The 14,082-nt window shown below is 69.8% G+C and carries 16 protein-coding genes; 12 read left to right on the plus strand and 4 right to left on the minus strand.

Features of this window, described 5'->3' with window-relative positions:
• The 3 genes from CQ042_RS19920 to CQ042_RS19930 form a co-directional block, all read left to right on the plus strand.
• On the plus strand, positions 1-488 hold a 488-nt coding region (locus CQ042_RS19920), incomplete at its 5' end, for an acyl-CoA dehydrogenase family protein (RefSeq protein ID WP_258132373.1).
• Between the two features lie 44 nt (positions 489-532).
• Positions 533-2,014, plus strand: a complete 1,482-nt coding sequence (locus CQ042_RS19925) for an aldehyde dehydrogenase family protein (protein WP_105672178.1) — start codon at positions 533-535, stop codon at positions 2,012-2,014.
• The gene (locus CQ042_RS19930; protein ID WP_105672179.1) at positions 2,011-2,550 is read left to right on the plus strand and encodes a gamma carbonic anhydrase family protein; all 540 of its coding nucleotides are present in this window, start codon (positions 2,011-2,013) and stop codon (positions 2,548-2,550) included. Before CQ042_RS19925 ends, CQ042_RS19930 begins: the two co-directional genes overlap by 4 nt.
• 73 nt (positions 2,551-2,623) lie before the next feature.
• Here the strand turns inward: CQ042_RS19930 and CQ042_RS19935 are convergent, their stop codons facing one another.
• Positions 2,624-3,070 carry a helix-turn-helix domain-containing protein gene (locus tag CQ042_RS19935; RefSeq protein WP_308736992.1) on the minus strand — a complete coding sequence of 149 codons (447 nt, stop codon included), beginning with the start codon at positions 3,068-3,070 and terminating at the stop codon, positions 2,624-2,626.
• Between the two features lie 122 nt (positions 3,071-3,192).
• On the opposite strand from CQ042_RS19935, the gene CQ042_RS19940 reads away from it, so the two are divergent.
• From CQ042_RS19940 to ppsA, 6 genes are all read left to right on the plus strand, one after another.
• Positions 3,193-3,558, plus strand: a complete 366-nt coding sequence (locus CQ042_RS19940) for a DoxX family protein (protein ID WP_105672180.1) — start codon at positions 3,193-3,195, stop codon at positions 3,556-3,558.
• A complete protein-coding gene (locus CQ042_RS19945; protein WP_105672181.1) occupies positions 3,555-4,997 on the plus strand; it encodes an MDR family MFS transporter in 1,443 nt (480 codons plus the stop codon). The genes CQ042_RS19940 and CQ042_RS19945 overlap by 4 nt, the downstream gene beginning before the upstream one ends.
• Before the next feature lie 43 nt (positions 4,998-5,040).
• Positions 5,041-5,652, plus strand: coding sequence for an NADPH-dependent FMN reductase (locus CQ042_RS19950; RefSeq protein ID WP_105672182.1), 612 nt, complete (start codon positions 5,041-5,043; stop codon positions 5,650-5,652).
• Positions 5,653-5,707: 55 nt separating this feature from the next.
• Complete coding sequence (locus CQ042_RS19955; protein ID WP_105672183.1) at positions 5,708-6,595, plus strand: NmrA/HSCARG family protein; 888 nt, start codon at positions 5,708-5,710, stop codon at positions 6,593-6,595.
• A 102-nt stretch (positions 6,596-6,697) separates the two neighbouring features.
• Positions 6,698-7,501: a pyruvate, water dikinase regulatory protein gene (locus CQ042_RS19960; RefSeq protein ID WP_105672184.1), complete on the plus strand. Its 804-nt coding sequence runs from the start codon at positions 6,698-6,700 to the stop codon at positions 7,499-7,501.
• Positions 7,502-7,550: 49 nt separating this feature from the next.
• The gene (ppsA, locus tag CQ042_RS19965) at positions 7,551-9,935 is read left to right on the plus strand and encodes a phosphoenolpyruvate synthase (RefSeq protein WP_105672185.1); all 2,385 of its coding nucleotides are present in this window, start codon (positions 7,551-7,553) and stop codon (positions 9,933-9,935) included.
• A gap of 27 nt (positions 9,936-9,962) precedes the next feature.
• Here ppsA and CQ042_RS19970 read toward each other — a convergent pair whose 3' ends face one another.
• Positions 9,963-10,382, minus strand: coding sequence for a MarR family winged helix-turn-helix transcriptional regulator (locus CQ042_RS19970; RefSeq protein ID WP_105672188.1), 420 nt, complete (start codon positions 10,380-10,382; stop codon positions 9,963-9,965).
• 98 nt (positions 10,383-10,480) lie between these two features.
• On the opposite strand from CQ042_RS19970, the gene CQ042_RS20630 reads away from it, so the two are divergent.
• Both CQ042_RS20630 and CQ042_RS19975 read left to right on the plus strand, forming a co-directional pair.
• On the plus strand, positions 10,481-10,627 hold the full coding sequence (locus CQ042_RS20630; RefSeq protein ID WP_219844886.1) for a hypothetical protein: 147 nt from the start codon (positions 10,481-10,483) through the stop codon (positions 10,625-10,627).
• Complete coding sequence (locus tag CQ042_RS19975) at positions 10,621-11,925, plus strand: MFS transporter (RefSeq protein ID WP_219844887.1); 1,305 nt, start codon at positions 10,621-10,623, stop codon at positions 11,923-11,925. Before CQ042_RS20630 ends, CQ042_RS19975 begins: the two co-directional genes overlap by 7 nt.
• A gap of 37 nt (positions 11,926-11,962) precedes the next feature.
• Here CQ042_RS19975 and CQ042_RS19980 read toward each other — a convergent pair whose 3' ends face one another.
• The gene (locus CQ042_RS19980; protein WP_146115444.1) at positions 11,963-12,580 is read right to left on the minus strand and encodes a TetR/AcrR family transcriptional regulator; all 618 of its coding nucleotides are present in this window, start codon (positions 12,578-12,580) and stop codon (positions 11,963-11,965) included.
• A gap of 80 nt (positions 12,581-12,660) precedes the next feature.
• On the opposite strand from CQ042_RS19980, the gene CQ042_RS19985 reads away from it, so the two are divergent.
• The gene (locus CQ042_RS19985; RefSeq protein ID WP_105672186.1) at positions 12,661-13,068 is read left to right on the plus strand and encodes a RidA family protein; all 408 of its coding nucleotides are present in this window, start codon (positions 12,661-12,663) and stop codon (positions 13,066-13,068) included.
• A 40-nt stretch (positions 13,069-13,108) separates the two neighbouring features.
• Here the strand turns inward: CQ042_RS19985 and CQ042_RS19990 are convergent.
• The coding region (locus CQ042_RS19990) for a M23 family metallopeptidase (RefSeq protein ID WP_258132375.1) at positions 13,109-14,082 on the minus strand (974 nt) is incomplete at its 5' end.

Here is a 14,082-nt window from a genome sequence, read left to right on the forward strand (position 1 = left end):
CGGAGGCGCTGCTTCCGGGCGCAGCCGGGCTCTCCGGGCCGTTCGCCTGCCTGAACGAGGCGCGCTACGGCATCGTCTGGGGCGCGATGGGCGCGGCGAGGACGTGTCTGGAGGTCGCGGTGAGCCGGGTGTCCACCCGCGAGGTCTTCGGCCGACCGCTCGCGGCCACCCAGCTCGTGCAGGCGCAGCTCGCCGACATGGCGACCGCCATCAGCACCGGCACGCATCTCGCCCTCCACCTGGGCAGGGCGAAGGAGGCGGGGAGACTCCTGCCCGCGCAGATCTCCGTCGGCAAGCTCAACAACGTGCGCGAGGCCCTCCGTGTCGCTCACACCGCCAGGGCACTGCTCGGCGGCGACGGCATCACCGACCTGTATCCCGTGATGCGTCACGCCGCGAACCTCGAAGCGGTGCGCACCTATGAGGGCACCGATGAGATGCATCAGCTCGTGATCGGGCGGGCGCTCACCGGGCACGACGCATTCTGACCGACGGCGAGACGAAGCTCTCGCCGGATTCCCGAGGAGGACGCATGGGCGAGGACGAGACGAGCACCCCGGACGACGTCAAGAGCGCAGCAGCAGCCGCTGCCGCGTCGGGGTGGGAGCGGGTGTCGCGACGCGCGCGCGCCGACATCCTCGACCGCATCGCCGTCGCCCTCGAGGAAGACCGCCCCGCGCTCGTCGACCTCGCGCACGAGGAGACGAACCTCGCTCCGGCACGCCTCGCCTGGGAGGTCGGCCGCGCGGCTGAGCAACTGCGTTTCGTGGCCGAGGTGGTCCGGGAGGGCGGCTACCTGGAGGTCACGATCGAGCGATCGGACGGCGAGACGCCCGCCCCCGGCAGTGATCTGCGGCGGATGCTGCGCCCGATCGGTGCGGTCGCCGTGTTCGGGGCCTCGAACTTCCCGTTCGCCTTCTCCGTCATCGGCAACGACACCGCTGCCGCGCTCGCCGCGGGCGCACCCGTCGTGGTGAAGGGGCATCCGGCGCATCCGAGGCTGTCGCGCCGCCTGGCCGTGATCGTACGCGAGGTGCTGGCCGATGCCCGGGCGCCGGTCGATGCGCTCGTGCTCGTCGAGGGCTTCGAGAGCGGCATCGCGCTGGTGCGGCATCCGCTCATCCGTGCCGCGGCCTTCACGGGGTCGACGGCCGGTGGGCGTGCGCTGTTCGACGCGGCCGTCTCGCGACCCGACCCGATCCCGTTCTACGGCGAGCTCGGCTCCGTGAACCCCGTGGTGATCTCGCCCGCGGCGGCGGCCGGTCGTGCCGGGGAGATCGGGGCGGGTCTCGCCGGCGTGCTCGCCCGTGACGGAGGGCAGGCGTGCACCAAGCCCGGTCTCGTGTTCCTGCCGAGTGGGAGCGCGATCGAGGCGGAGGTCGAGGGCGCGCTGCGCCCCACGGAACCGCAGCGGCTGCTCACCCCCGGGATCTCTCGCGCCTTCGACGACGGCTTCGACATGCTCGCCCGCCGCGCGGACACGGAGGTCCTCCTCGCGGGACGAGCGGAGGGGGACGCGTCGCTGCCTCGGCTCGTGGCCACCGATCTGGCGTCGTTCCTCGCCGATCCCTCCGCGTTCCAGCAGGAGTGCTTCGGCCCCATGGCCGTGCTGGTCCGGTACCCGCCCGACGCCTGGGAAGCGGAGCTCCCCGCCGCGCTGGGACTGCTCGAAGGCAGCCTGACCGCCACGCTGTGGGGTGCCCGAGACGCGGGGGCGGGAGTGGCGGACGACGAGGCCTTCGCCGCGATCGCCGCGATCCTCGCACACGGGGCCGGGCGCGTGGTGTTCGACGAATGGCCGTTGGCGGTCCCGATCTCGTGGGCGCAGCATCACGGCGGACCGTGGCCGTCGACGGTGGGCAGCGTGCACAGTTCCGTCGGCGCGACGTCGCTGCGACGATTCCTGGTGCCGGTCGCCTATCAGAACGCCCCCGAGCGGATGCTGCCGCCCGAGCTGCGGGCGGTCAATCCGACGGGGGCGCCCCGCCGGATCGACGGAGGGAGTGTCGCATGACCGTGTCGGAGCAGGCCAGTGTGATCGCGCTCGGGGGTCGACGGCCGCGGATCGCCCCGGATGCGTTCGTCGCCGCGGGTGCGCGCCTGGTGGGCGAGGTCGAACTGAGCGCCGGTGCGAGCGTCTGGTACAACGCCGTGTTGCGGGCGGATCTGGAGCGGATCGTCATCGGACGGGGCAGCAACGTGCAGGACGGCGTCGCGATCCATACCGACATCGGGGCGCCGACGATCATCGCCGACGACGTGTCCATCGGACACAATGCCGTCATCCACGGGGCGACCGTCGGTGAAGGCACGCTCATCGGTATGGGGGCGGTCGTGCTCAACGGCGCCGTGATCGGCGAGGAGAGCCTGATCGCCGGAGGGGCAGTGGTGCTGGAGGGAGCGGAGATCCCCGCCGGATCGCTCGTGGCCGGTGTTCCCGCCGTGGTGCGTCGGCCTCTCGCGATGGCCGAGCTCGCCGGCATCCGGGCCAACGCCGAGGACTACCGGCGCCTGCTCCGCCTGCATGACGGGGCCGGATGGGCGTCCTGACGGCCGGATCCGCCGGGTGAGACCCGGCCGCTCACGGACGGCCGCTCACGGACGGCCGCTCACGGACGGCCGCTCACGGACGGTCGGTCGGCGTCGCCTCGTCGTCGAAGGCGTCGCGGGCGTCGCGGATCTGGGTGTGATGATCCGCGGCCCACTGCACGAGCCCGATCACGGGTTCGGAGAGGGAGCGCCCGAGCGGTGTGGCCGCGTATTCGACCCGCGGCGGGATCTCGGGGTAGCTCGTCCTGGTCACCAGCCCGTCGCGCTCGAGGCTGCGGAGGGTCTGCGTCAGCATCCGGTGCGAGATCCCGTCGATCGTGCGCTGCAGCTGCGTGAAGCGCAGCGGGCCGTCGTGCAGGACGCCGATCACGAGCATGCTCCACTTGTCTCCCACCCGGGCGAGGAGCTCGCGGATGATGCTGCTGGCGGGGTTCTCGACCCCGCACATCGCCGTGCCCTCATGGGTCGGGTCGATCCCGACGGGTGGGCCGGAGAGCGTGTGGCTGGGTCGATCGGTCATGCCGCCTCCAGACGGGGTAGGGCACCTCGGGGTGCGTGACGCACGGAGAAGTGCGGGGGCCTCGAGGAATACGATAACAGATCGTGCGTTACGTACTCTTCGTAACCGTGAAAGGACTCCCCATGATCATCGCCGTCTGGATCGCGACCGGCATGCTCGCCGTGCTCTTCGCCCTCGCCGGAACCATGAAGGTCGTGACCCCGTACGAGCGCGTCGGCGCGAACGAGCGCATGGCCTGGGTGGAGGCCGTCAACCCCGGCCAGCTCAAGACCATCGGCGCCCTCGAGGTCGTCGGCGCCGTCGGCCTCGTGCTGCCCGCCGCCACCGGCGTCGCGGCGTGGCTCACCCCCGTGGCGGCCTTCGGTCTCGCGATCATGATGACGGTCGCCGTCGCGCTCCACGTGCGTCGTCGCGAGTCGCTCATGCCGAGCCTCGCGCTCGGGATCGTCGCCGTGATCATCGGCGTCGCCTGGGTCGTGTTCGCATGAGCGGGGTCGAGGCGCCGCCGACCGGCACCGACACGGCCGACCCTCAGCGCCTGCGCGTCATCTGGCTGATGCTCGGCGCCGCGTTCGTGGTCATCCTGAACGAGACCGTCATGGGTGTCGCGATCCCGAACCTCGTCGAAGACCTCGGCATCACGATCACGGCCGCGCAGTGGCTCACCACGGCGTTCATGTTGACGATGGCCGTGATCATCCCGATCACCGGCTTCCTCCTCAAGCGGTTCACCACGCGGCAGATCTACACCGCGGCGATGACCCTCTTCTCGATCGGCACCCTGGTCTCGGCGCTCGCGCCCGGATTCGAGGTGCTGCTGGTCGGACGGATCGTGCAGGCCGGCGGCACCGCCATGATGATGCCGCTGCTCATGACGACCATCATGACGCTGGTGCCGATGGAGTCCCGTGGGCGGTTCATGGGGCGGATCTCGATCGTCATGTCGGTGGCGCCGGCGCTCGGACCGACCGTGTCCGGACTCGTCCTGAGCCTCGCCTCGTGGCGCGCGCTGTTCTGGATCGTGCTCCCCATCGCGGTCGTCATGCTGATCGTCGGCAACCGCCGGATCCGCAACGTCGGCGAGACCAGCCGTGTGCCGCTCGACGTGCTCTCGGTCATCCTCTCCGCCGTCGGCTTCGGCGGTCTGGTGTTCGGGCTCAGCCTCATCGGCGGGGCGGCCGACGGCAGCGGCGGCGGGCAGATGTGGATCGCGCTCGGGGCGGGCGCGCTGGGCATCGGCGCGTTCGTGTGGCGTCAGCTCGCGCTGCAGGACCGTGGTCGTGCGCTGCTCGACCTGCGGATCTTCCGCTCGCGCAGCTTCACCATCGCGATCTCGCTCATGACCGTAATGATGGCGGCGATGTTCGGCACGCTCATCCTGCTGCCCGTGTACCTCCAGAACGTGCTGGCGCTGACCCCCGTCGTCACGGGCATGCTCATGCTGCCGGGTGGTCTCGTGATGGGGCTGGTGGCGCCGACCGTCGGGCGGCTGTTCGACCGCTACGGGCCGCGGCCCCTGGTCGTCCCCGGCAGCATCATCGTCAGCGCGGCCCTCTGGGCGCTCGCGGGGCTGTCCGTCCAGACGCCTCCGTGGCTCATCGTGGTCGCGCACGTCGCCCTGTCGATCGGGCTCGCCCTGATGTTCACGCCGCTCTTCACATCGGCCCTCGGTTCGCTGCGCCCCGAGCTCTACTCGCACGGCTCGGCGGCCGTCGGCGCCGTGCAGCAGGTCGCCGGCGCGGCCGGCACCGCTCTCTTCATCACCATCCTCGCGATGACGACCGGGGAGCTCGCGGCGAACGGCGCCGAGGCGACGGCGGCACAGGCCGGCGGCATCCAGCAGGCCTTCCTGATCGGCGCCGTCCTGTCCCTCGTCGTCGTGGTCGGTGCGTTCTTCGTCCGTCGGCCGACGCCGAATCCCGCCTGATGTCCTCCCACTCGAATCGACTCTTCCCCGAAGGATCCTCCGCATGACCACCTCCAGCTCCGCTCCGCTCATCCGCATCATCGTCGGCAGCGTCCGTCCCGTCCGTGTCGGCGATCAGATCGCCGACGCCCTCGCACCGCTCGTCGCGGAGGCCTCGGGTGCGCGCGTCGAGATCGTCGACCTCGCAGCCGTGGGCCTGCCCATGCTCGATGAGCCGCGCATGCCCGCGCTCGGCGACTACCGCAACGCGCACACCGCGGAATGGAGCCGCCTGATCTCCGAGAGCGACGGCGTCGTGTTCCTGACCCCGCAGTACAACGGCGGATACCCGGCATCCCTGAAGAACGCCATCGACTTCCTCTTCCACGAGTGGAAGGCGAAGCCCGCCCTCATCGTCAGCTACGGCGGCCACGGCGGCGGGCTCTCGGGCGCGCAGCTGCGCGGGGTTCTGGAGTTCATCGGGCTCGACCTCGTCGGCGGCAACGTGGAGATCACCCTGCCGCGCGACGCGTACGGGCCGGACTGGCGCCTCGTCTCGACCGACGCGATCGTCGCGGCCAACGAGGAGCAGGTGTCCGCAGGCGTCCGCGAGCTCGGTCGTCGGATGCGCGCGCAGGCCGATGCCCGTATCGATGCCGAGGCTGCCGTCGCCTGAGCCCCGTCCGTTCGCCCCGCCCGCTTCCGGGCATCTGCACGACAGGAAGGAAATCATGAACGTTCGTCGTACCATCGCGGTCATCGGAGCCACCGGGCAGCAGGGAGGCGCGGTCGCGCGCCACCTGCTCGCCGATGGCCGATGGCATGTCCGGGCCCTCGTCCGCGATCCCGAAGCACCCGCCGCCCGGGCGCTCGTCGAGGCGGGAGCCACGCTCGCCACGGCCGATCTCGATCGGCCGGAGACGCTCGATGCCGCGTTCGCCGACGCATACGGCGTCTACAGCGTGCAGTCGTTCTCCGGCCCCGGCGGCGTGGAGGGCGAGATCCGTCAGGGTATCGCCGTGGCGGATGCGGCGAAGCGCGCTGCGGTGGAGCATTTCGTGTACGCGTCGATCGACGGTGCGGAGCGGGACAGCGGTGTGCCGCATTTCGAGAGCAAGAAGCGCGTCGAGGACCGCATCCACGAGCTGGGTCTTCCGGCGACGGTGCTGCGGCTCGTCGCCTTCATGGACAATTTCGGCACCTATGCGGTTCCGCCGCTCGTCGACGGCGAGATCGTGATCGCGTGGCCGCCGAAGCGCGATACCCGGATCCAGCTGGTCGCCGCGGAGGACATCGGCGTCGTGGCGGCGAAGGTCTTCGCCGAGCCGGGCGCCTATCTCGGAGAGAAGGTGGCCTTCGCGGGGGATGAGCTCACCATGGGGCAGATGGCCGAGGCGTTCGCGACGGTCACGGGTGTGCCCGCGCGCTACGAGGAATCCGACATCGAGGCCGTCCGCGCATACAGCGAGGACATCGCCCACATGTACGAGTTCTTCGAGCACAAGGGGTTCCGTGCCGATCTCGCCGCCTCGCGCGCCCTCCATCCGGGGATGCGGACGCTGGAGGACTGGATCCGGGAGAACGACTGGACGCCCGCACCGCCGCAGGTCTGGGGCTGAACGCCGCCCCGGAGCGCGCGATGCTTGCGCCACCGGTAATTTCTGGTGTTCTTTCTTGTCTTGAGCAGATGATGAACGATGGTACTTTCCTAGGCTCGGAGCGTGCCCGAGCCTGCAAGCAGCCACCCCTCGTCGCCTGAGAGCCCCAGGGGCGTGCTCGGCAACGCGCTCCTCGCGAACTTCCCCGGTGTGCGGTTCCGCCGGCACACGGTGCCGTTCGTCGACTCGGTCGAGGGGGCGCGGGCCGTGATCGCCGATCTTCCCCTGCACGCCGCGAGCGCCGCCCCGATCATCTTCACGACCGTGAAGTCCGCGCAGATCCTCGCCGAGCTGCACGGCTCGGGCGGTGTCGTGATCGACCTCCTCGGCGGGCACCTGCGGGAGCTCGAGACGTCGCTGGGCAGTGCGGCATCCGAGCAGCTGGGCCAGTATCACGGTGTCGGTGACATCGAGCGGTACTTCGCCAGGATGCGCGCGGTCGAGTACGCCATCGAGCACGACGACGGCCAGAGCATGCGTGCCCTCGACATCGCCGACGTCATCATCATCGCGCCCTCGCGCTGCGGGAAGACGCCCACGACCATGTACCTGGCGCTGCAGTACGGACTCCTGGTCGCCAACTATCCGCTCACCGACGACGACTTCCCGTCGGATGGGCTTCCGGCCACCGTCGACCGGTTCGCGAGCAAGTGCTTCGGGTTGACGACGACCCCGCTCCGGCTGAGTCAGGTGCGCCACGAACGGCGTCCGGACACCGTGTACTCGAGCCTGGCGCAGTGCACGCTCGAGATCCGCCGCGCGGAGGACCTCTATCGCCGCAACCGCGTCCCCTTCCTCAACTCCTCCACGAAATCCGTGGAGGAGATGTCCGCCGTGATCATGCAGTCCATGCGGCTGCGCAGCTGATCGCGGCTCCACCCCCCACGCGCACGATGCATCATCTTCGGGAGTCCTCATGACCAACATCCTCTGGTTCACGCAGATCGGCATGGCCGACGTCGCCCAGGTCGGGGGCAAGAACGCCTCCCTGGGCGAGATGGTCTCGAACCTCTCCGGGGCGGGGGTGAGCGTGCCGGGAGGTTTCGCGACGACCGCCGACGCCTACCGCGACTTCCTGGCCGCGGACGGCCTGTACGAGCGGATCCGGTCGACGGTGGAGGCGCTCGACGTCGCCGATGTCGCCGAGCTCGCGCGTGTCGGTGCGACGGTGCGCGAGTGGATCGAGCAGCAGCCGCTCCCCGCCGCGTTCGAGCAGGACATCCGAGAGGCGTACGCCGCTCTGGTCTCGTCCGACCCGCAGCCGGATTCCGTCTCGTGGGCGGTGCGATCCAGCGCCACGGCGGAGGATCTGCCGGATGCGTCGTTCGCCGGGCAGCAGGAGACGTTCCTCAACATCAGCGGCATCGACAACATCCTCGCGGCGATCCGCAGCGTGTTCGCGTCGCTCTACAACGACCGGGCCATCGCCTACCGCGTGCATCACGGCTTCGATCACCACGACGTCGCGCTCTCCGCGGGCATCCAGCGGATGGTCCGCTCCGACGTGGGGGCCTCCGGCGTGCTCTTCACGGTCGACACCGAGTCCGGATTCGACAGGGCGGTGTTCGTCACCAGCTCGTACGGTCTGGGCGAGGCGGTGGTGCAGGGGGCGGTGAACCCGGACGAGTTCTACGCCTACAAGCCGGCGCTGCGGGCGGGGCGCCCGGCGATCCTCAAGCGATCGGTCGGCGAGAAGGCCGTGAAGATGGTCTACGCCGACGGCACGCATGCCGGTGGCAGCACCGTGTTCACAGACGTCGCCGCCGGCGAACGGGTGCGGTTCAGCATCACCGACGCCGAAGTGGAGGAGCTCGGACGGCAGGCTCTCGTCATCGAGGAGCACTACGGGCGTCCGATGGACATCGAGTGGGGCAAGGACGGCATCGACGGGCGGCTGTACATCCTGCAGGCGCGTCCGGAGACGGTCGTCTCGCGCGCCGACGGCAACGTCATGCGCCGCTTCGTGCTGGAGGAGTCGGGCGAGGCGATCACGGTCGGTCGCGCGATCGGGCAGAAGATCGGCGCAGGTCCCGTGCGGGTGATGACGTCGCTGGCGCAGATGGATGCCTTCCAGCCCGGCGATGTGCTCGTCGCCGACATGACCGACCCGGACTGGGAGCCGATCATGAAGCTCGCCTCCGCGATCGTCACGAACCGCGGGGGGCGCACGTGCCATGCGGCGATCATCGCCCGCGAGCTGGGCATCCCGGCGGTCGTGGGTACCGGCGACGTGACGACGGTGCTCAGCGACGGGCAGGCGGTCACCGTCTCGTGCGCCGAGGGCGACAACGGCTTCGTGTACGAGGGGATGCTCGGATTCGAGGAGATCATCACGCGGCTCGACGAGATGCCGGAGAGCCCGACGAAGATCATGCTCAACGTGGGCACCCCCGATCAGGCGTTCGCCTTCTCGAAGCTGCCCAACCGCGGGGTGGGGCTCGCGCGCCTCGAGTTCGTCATCAACCGGCAGATCGGCATCCATCCCCGTGCGCTGCTGGATCACGAGTCGCTGGCGGCGCCGCTGCGGACCGACATCTCCGAGCGCATCGCGGCCTACGCGTCGCCTCGCGAGTACTTCGTGCGTCGCGTGGCGGAGGGGGTGTCGATGATCGCCGCCGCCTTCGCCCCCGAGCCCGTCATCGTGCGCCTGAGCGACTTCAAGTCCAATGAGTACGCGAACCTCATCGGCGGGGACCTCTACGAGCCCCACGAGGAGAACCCGATGCTCGGCTACCGCGGCGCATCCCGGTACATCTCCCCGGATTTCCGGGCGTGCTTCGACATGGAGTGCGAGGCGCTGCGGTTCGTGCGCGACGAGATGGGTCTCACCAACGTCGAGATCATGGTCCCGTTCGTCCGCACCCTGGGTGAGGCGGCGGCGGTCACCGAGCTGCTGAGCGAGAACGGGCTGCGCCGAGGCGAGAACGGCCTGCGGGTGATCATGATGTGCGAGCTGCCGTCGAATGCCGTGCTGGCCGACGAGTTCCTCGAGTACTTCGACGGCTTCTCGATCGGCTCGAACGACATGACGCAGCTCACGCTCGGCCTCGACCGTGATTCCGGGCTGGTCGCCTCGACGTTCGACGAGCGGGACCCCGCCGTGCTCCGGATGCTCTCGATGGCCATCGAGGCGTGCCGCCGTGCCGGGAAGTACGTCGGCATCTGCGGGCAGGGCCCGAGCGACCACCCCGACCTCGCCGAATGGCTGGTCACCCAGGGGATCGAGTCGATGTCGCTGAACCCCGACACCGTCGTGGAGACCTGGCTCCGGCTCGCGGAGATGCCTGTCCCGGCGCGGTGACGCGCGCGGCGTCGGGACGCGGCGCTCCTAGGAGATCTGGGAGAGTCGCGCGAGAGAGCGGAGGAACGGTTCGCGATCCTCTTCGGGGAGGTGGTGCAGCAGCGACTCGTAGAGACCGTCGAGCGCGTGCGAGGTCGACGACACGAGGTTCCTGCCCCTGTCGGTGACCTCGACGATCCGCACGCGGCGGTCCTTCGCGGTGGCCGTGCGCTCGGCGAGCCCGTCGCGTTCGAGCGCATCCAGGGTGTTCACCATCGTGGACTTGTCCAGGCACGCCAGCTCCGACAGCTCCTTCTGCGTCTTCTCGCCCGACGCGGCGCACAGCAGCACGCTCACCGTGCGCAGCGTGGTGTCGAGTCCTGCGAGTTCGTCGGACGCCTGCTGCTCTATCGTCCTCGTCAGCATCTGAAGCTGGACGACCAGGTCGCTCACCGTGCGTGCGCTCATCGCCCCATCGTACAACAGCCCCTCCATAAATAGATCGTCTAATTCTAGATCATCTGCTACCGTCGGATCGTTCGCGTTCTCACCGGAGGGACACTGCCATGAAGGCCACCCGCGCGCGCTGGATCGCGCTCATCGTTCTCTGCATCGGCACGCTGATGACGATCCTCGACGAGACGATCGTCAATGTCGCACTGCCGGTGATGCAGGAGGAGCTCGGCTTCTCGCCGGGCGGGGTGTCGTGGTGATCAACGCGTACCTCATCGCCTACGGAGGGCTCCTGATCTTCGCCGGCCGCCTCGGCGACCTGATCGGACATCGGCGGGTTCTCCTGGCCGGGATTGCGATCTTCACGCTGACGTCGGTCACGGCCGGCCTGTCGCAGAACGCGGTGATGCTGGTCGTCTCGCGTTTCGGGCAGGGGGCCGGCGCCGCCCTGATCACCGCGGTCACGCTCGCGCTGATCGTGACGATGTTCACCGAGCCCTCCGAGCAGACGCAGGCCATCGGCTTCTACAGCTTCGTCTTCGCCGGGGGAGGAGCGCTCGGGCTGCTGCTGGGCGGCGTGCTCATGCAGCTGACGAGCTGGCAGTGGCTCTTCTTCATCAACCTCCCGATCGGGCTGGTCAGCTTCCTCGTCGGCTGGCGGATCCTTCCCCGCGGGCGAAGGCTCGGCCTCTCCGCCGGCCTCGACGTCATCGGGGCAGTCCTCCTCGTGGCGTCGGTCTCGTTGCTGGTCTACGGGGTCATCAATGCCGAGCACCTCGGGTGGGGGCTTTCGACGTTCACGGATCTCGGAGGCGCCGCGATCCTGCTGGTCGGCTTCGTCATCCGGCAACGGAGGGCGAAGGTTCCGCTGCTCGACCTCGCCGTCCTCGGCGATCGCAACGTCGCCGGAGCCAACATCATCCAGTTCCTCGTCACCGGAGGCCTGTACGGCTCGTTCTTCATCGCGACCCTGCTGCTGCAGCAGGTGCTCGGCTACGCGCCGATGCAGATGGCGCTCTCGTTCGTCCCACTGGCGGTCGTCACCGCGGTCGCCTCGATCCTGATCGCCCCGTTCCTGGTGCGGAGGTTCCGCGAGCGAATCACCCTCGTCGTCGGCCTGCTGGTGTACGTGGCGGGGGTGCTGCTGCTCGCGCGGGTGCCGATCGACGGCGCCTACCTCGGGGACGTGCTCGCCCCGCTGCTCCTCCTCGGGCTCGGGATCGGGACGGTGCTGCCGCCGATCATGAGTCTCGCGATGTCGACCGCCGGAGAAGACGAGGTCGGTGTCATCTCCGGGCTGGCCAACTCGACGGGGATGATCGGCGGCGCACTGTGGACCGCGGTGGTCGCCTCGGTGATCGGCTCGGCCACGGGTGCGCTCGTCGACGCCGGCGCGCGCGAACGGGAGGCGCTCCATCACGGGCTGATGCTCGGCTCCCTCACTCTCGCCGCCGTGCTGATCGTCGCGCTCGCCGTCGCCCTGTTCGTGCTCCGCCGCCGAGGCGAAGACGCCCCCGGAGGCGAGTCGCGCGCGCAGGCGCTCGCCGCGGGGCATTGAGGTCGAGGCGTCATCGCAGGACGCGCCTCGGATCCGATCACCCCGTGGGCACGCCGGCTTCGGAGAGCAGTGCGTCCATGCCCGTCCGGAAGATCACGGCGGGATCCACCGGGTGCTCCGCGTGCAGGCGCGCGTATTCGGGCGCGGAGCTCGGGTCGACGGGAGTGAGCGCCTCGTCTTCCGCCATCGGTGCCGTGGTCGCGCACCCGATCGCGTAATTCGCCAGCACATAGGCCATCGTCAGCGGCTCTCGGGCGCCGACGTCGACGAGGAGGTCGATCATCCGCTCGGACAGGCGGACGAAGTTCGGGCCGCGTGGTGCGCGCCAGGCGACCACCTGGCATGCCCAGGGGTGCCGCACGAGGTAGCGGTAATAGGCCAGCATCAGCTCGGGCAGGGTCGCCTCGGTGAGTGCGGCCGCGACGTCGGCGTCCTCGCCCAGGGCGCCGTCCAGGGCGAGGTCGAACAGGTCGTCGACCGACTCGACCCGGGAGTACAGGCTCGACGCTGCCACGCCGAGCCGCAGGGCCACCGCGCGGAGCGTGAGTGCGCGCAGGCCGCCCTCGTCGAGCAGGGCGGATGACACGCGCGCGATCCCCTCGGCCTGAAGCGAGCGCACCCGTCGCACCGGCTTCTCGTGATCCCAGTACGCCACGAGACGACTCTACCGTCGCCGGATCGTTAACCGAGCTATGTTAGCTTTAACCCTTCGTCGCGATCTCAAAGGATTCCGCCATGCCTTCCGCCGTCTCCCTCCTCCGCTCGCCGTCTCTCTCGGACGTGGCGGAGTACGCGTACGCCGCCACCGCCCCCGCCGGCTCCCGGTTGATCTTCCTCGCGGGCTCCTGCCCGCTGAACGCGGACGGCACCACGGCCGGTATCGGCGACCATGCGGCGCAGGCCGCCGTGTGCGTGGAGAACATGAAGACGGCGCTCGCCGACAGCGGCGCGGGGATCGCCGACGTGATCAGCACCCGCGTCCTGGTCGCATCGACGCAGCAGGCGGACCTGGTCTCCGCGTGGGAAGTCGTGCGGGACGCGTTCGGCGATCACGACGTCCCCAGCACGCTGCTCGGCGTCACGGTGCTCGGGTACGACCACCAGCTCGTCGAGATCGAGTGCGTCGCCGCGGTCCTCGACTGACGACCTCGGAGACCTTCTCGGGCGTATCGGCCCGTCGGGGTCAGGTCACGTTCTTCGTGAGCCAGGGGCGCGGGTCGACGGGGACCGTGTTGATGTGGACCTCGAAGTGCAGGCACGACCCGAACACGTACCCGGTCGATCCGACGTCGCCGATGTACTGGCCCTCTTCGACGCAGTCTCCGACCTCGACCGCACGGCTGCCGTACGTCATGTGCGAGTAGACGGTGCTCACGGCCTGGCCGTCGACGATGCTCTCGATCTGGATCGTCACGCCGTAGCCCTGGTAGCTCTCCGTGGATCGCGAGACGCAGCCCTTCATCGCCGCATTGATCGGCGTGCCGACGGGAGCCGCGAAGTCCTGACCGAGATGCGATCGTCCCGGTCGTGAGGCTCCGAAGCTGTCGGAGAAGGAGTAGCTGCCGTCCGCCATCGGCATCACGATGCGGTCTGCCACCGGAATCTCCACCGCGCTGTCGAGGGACATCCCGGCGGCCAGTGCGGCCGCGACGGCGCGCGAGCGCGTCTCCTTGACCTCTTCCGGCGTCGTCGCGGAGAAGGTTCCCCGTGCGGAGATCTCGGCGCGGATCGTGTCCGTCGACGTGTAGGACTGCGCGGTGCCGTCTGCCGATGCGCGGCTGACCGGGGTGGTCGCCCCGTGAGCGCCTGCCGGGTTGAGGGCCGGCAGTGCCGCTCCGGTGACCATCACGCCGATCGCGAAGACGGCGCCGAGTGCCTTGGCCTTCGCCCACGGACGGGGCGATCGGCGCGGAGTGCGCGGCGCACGCGGAAGGCGGCGCGATCGCGACGACTGCGGAGAGGTCGGCGCTGCGGTCGGCGGAGCGGCGGTCGGCGGAGCGGCGGTCGCGGTCGCGAAGCCCTGCGGGTGCGGGTTCGCGGTCGTGGAGTCCTGCGGGTGCGGGTTCGCGGTCGTGGAGTCCTGCGGGTGCGGGTGCGGGTTCGTGGTCGCGGAGTTCTGCGGGTGCGGGTGCGCGGTCGCGGAGTCCTGGGGGTGGG

This window comes from Microbacterium sp. MYb62 (genome assembly GCF_002979475.1).
In the GTDB taxonomy this organism is placed as follows: domain Bacteria; phylum Actinomycetota; class Actinomycetes; order Actinomycetales; family Microbacteriaceae; genus Microbacterium.

Bases quoted from the DNA above. Each gene is read 5' to 3' on its own strand.
- CQ042_RS19955 (WP_105672183.1), top strand. From the start codon at position 5,708: ATGAACGTTCGTCGTACCATCGCGGTCATCGGAGCCACCGGGCAGCAG.
- ppsA (WP_105672185.1), top strand. From the start codon at position 7,551: ATGACCAACATCCTCTGGTTCACGCAGATCGGCATGGCCGACGTCGCC.
- CQ042_RS19925 (WP_105672178.1), top strand. From the start codon at position 533: ATGGGCGAGGACGAGACGAGCACCCCGGACGACGTCAAGAGCGCAGCA.
- CQ042_RS20630 (WP_219844886.1), top strand. From the start codon at position 10,481: ATGAAGGCCACCCGCGCGCGCTGGATCGCGCTCATCGTTCTCTGCATC.
- CQ042_RS19945 (WP_105672181.1), top strand. From the start codon at position 3,555: ATGAGCGGGGTCGAGGCGCCGCCGACCGGCACCGACACGGCCGACCCT.
- CQ042_RS19985 (WP_105672186.1), top strand. From the start codon at position 12,661: ATGCCTTCCGCCGTCTCCCTCCTCCGCTCGCCGTCTCTCTCGGACGTG.
- CQ042_RS19970 (WP_105672188.1), bottom strand. From the start codon at position 10,382: ATGAGCGCACGCACGGTGAGCGACCTGGTCGTCCAGCTTCAGATGCTG.
- CQ042_RS19950 (WP_105672182.1), top strand. From the start codon at position 5,041: ATGACCACCTCCAGCTCCGCTCCGCTCATCCGCATCATCGTCGGCAGC.
- CQ042_RS19935 (WP_308736992.1), bottom strand. From the start codon at position 3,070: ATGACCGATCGACCCAGCCACACGCTCTCCGGCCCACCCGTCGGGATC.
- CQ042_RS19930 (WP_105672179.1), top strand. From the start codon at position 2,011: ATGACCGTGTCGGAGCAGGCCAGTGTGATCGCGCTCGGGGGTCGACGG.
- CQ042_RS19940 (WP_105672180.1), top strand. From the start codon at position 3,193: ATGATCATCGCCGTCTGGATCGCGACCGGCATGCTCGCCGTGCTCTTC.